At 69.4% G+C, this 2,256-nt stretch carries 2 protein-coding genes; both read left to right on the forward strand.

Annotated elements, in window-relative coordinates; genetic code table 11:
- A partial coding sequence (locus VQ03_RS26740) for a type 1 periplasmic-binding domain-containing protein (protein ID WP_048453963.1) occupies positions 1-793 on the forward strand: 793 nt, incomplete at its 5' end.
- 283 nt (positions 794-1,076) lie between these two features.
- The coding region (locus VQ03_RS26745; protein ID WP_048453964.1) for an MFS family transporter at positions 1,077-2,256 on the forward strand (1,180 nt) is incomplete at its 3' end.

A 2,256-nucleotide genomic window follows, 5' to 3' on the forward strand; every position in this document is an offset into this window, starting at 1 on the left:
GCCGGTGCTGCGGGCGCTCGCCGCCGAGGCCGGCCTCGCCTTCCGCGCCTATGCCCTGCCGGACGGGGCTGCGCCGGAGGATGGCCCATCGCCGTGGCGCGCCGTCCGGGCGGCGGATCCCGACGCCGTGATCCTCGATGCCACCGCCGGCCTCCCCGGTACGCCCCTGCGGGACGCGGCCGCCGCGGGCCTCGCCCTCAACCGCGTCGTCACCGTGGGCTGGACCGGCGAGGACGACCTGCTGCGACCGGCCTCCGGCGCCCGGGACCTCACCGCCAAGGGCCTGCGGATCGTGACCTGGCACGCGCCCGGCGACAGCTTCCCGGCCTTCGACCAGATCGACCAGCTGGTGATCGATGCCGGGCTGTCGCGCACGCCCAAGGAGGACAGTCCCGGTCCGCTCTACAACCGCGGCGTCTATGCCGGGGTGATCCTGGCCGAGGGCATCCGCAACGGCCAGCGGCTCGCCGGCCGGCCGCGAATCGACGGAGCCGAGATGCGCCGCGGGCTCGAGGCGATCAACCTCGACCCGGTGCGCTGGAAGGAGCTCGGCCTCGTCGGCTTCGCCCGCCGCCTGCGCCTCTCCTGCGCCGACCATAGCGGCCGTCGCCCGGTCACCGTGCAGGAATGGACCGGCGCCCGCTGGGTGCAGGTCGGCGACGAAATCCAGCCCCCGCGCGAGCGCCTCGGCGCCCATCTCGACGCCGCCGTGGCGGCCCATGCCGAGCGCGTCGCCACCGAGACCGGCACCGCCGGCGCACAGCCCCGGCAACCCTGCCCGGCCAGCCCGTAACAAGTCTTCGCAAGATTGCTGCATTGCAGCAGGACATCTGTCCTGCTCCGGCCGGTTTCCGCGAGCCACTTCGCACGCTGTCCCGCCCGGAGTATCTTCCGAGCAAACCTAGCGTCAAGCATCTATCCTTGGGACAATCGGCGCGGATTGTGCGATAATGGAGGAATGGTGCAGTGCGGGGCTGTACCCCGGCCCCTCATTCTCCTAGTCCGTGCGCGGCGCGCTACCCGAAGGGCCGCGTCACGCCGCCATCGCTCACCCCCGGGAGGAGACAGACCACGCGATGACCACCACTGCCCAGAGCCGGCCCGCCGCCGACAGCCTCGCCTCGCCGAACCCCACCATCGCGGCCTACGACAACAAGGCCCGCATCAAGGCCATCATCGGCTCCTCGTCGGGCAACCTCGTCGAGTGGTACGATTTCTACGCCTATGCCTTCACGGCGATCTACTTCAAGGACGTGTTCTTCCCGGGCGCCGACCCGACGGTGCAGCTCATCAACACCGCGGCGGTGTTCGCCATCGGCTTCCTGATGCGGCCGATCGGCGGCTGGCTGTTCGGCCGCGTCGCCGACCGCTACGGCCGCAAGACCTCGATGCTGATCTCCGTGATCATGATGTGCGCGGGCTCGTTCATCATCGCGGTCCTGCCGACCTATGCCCAGATCGGCATCTTCGCGCCGATCCTGCTGCTGCTCGCCCGCATGGCGCAGGGCCTCTCGGTCGGCGGCGAGTACGGCACCTCGGCGACCTACATGAGCGAGGTGGCGCTGAAGGGGAAACGCGGCTTCTACGGCTCGTTCCAGTACGTCACCCTGATCGGCGGCCAGCTCCTCGCGTCGCTCGTCGTGGTGCTGGTGACGCTCGGCCTCGACGACAAGGCGATGACCGCCTGGGGCTGGCGCATCCCGTTCTTCATCGGCGCAGGCGCTGCCGTGGTCGCCCTCTACCTGCGGCGCTCGCTCCACGAGACCTCGACCGCCGAGACCCGCACCTCACGGGAGGCCGGCAGCATGGCGTCGATCTGGCGCAACCATCGCCGCGCCTTCCTCACCGTGCTCGGCTACACCGCCGGCGGCTCGCTCATCTTCTATACCTTCACCACGTACATGCAGAAGTACCTGGTGAACACCGCTCACATGGACAAGAAGACCGCCAACCTGGTGATGACGGCGGTGCTGTTCACCTACATGGTGGTGCAGCCCTTCTTCGGCATGTTCGCCGACAAGTTCGGCCGCAAGACCTCGATGCTGCTGTTCGGTGGGCTCACCACCCTGCTGACGGTGCCGCTGCTGCACGCGATCGGCAGCACGCAGAACCCGGTCATGGCCTATGGCCTGATCACCGCCGCGCTCCTCTGCGTCTCGTTCTACACCTCGATCAGCGGGCTCGTGAAGGCCGAGATGTTCCCGGCCGAGGTGCGGGCGCTCGGCGTCGGCCTGTCCTACGCCATCGCCAACGCGA

Source organism: Methylobacterium tarhaniae (genome assembly GCF_001043955.1).
Classification (GTDB): domain Bacteria; phylum Pseudomonadota; class Alphaproteobacteria; order Rhizobiales; family Beijerinckiaceae; genus Methylobacterium; species Methylobacterium tarhaniae.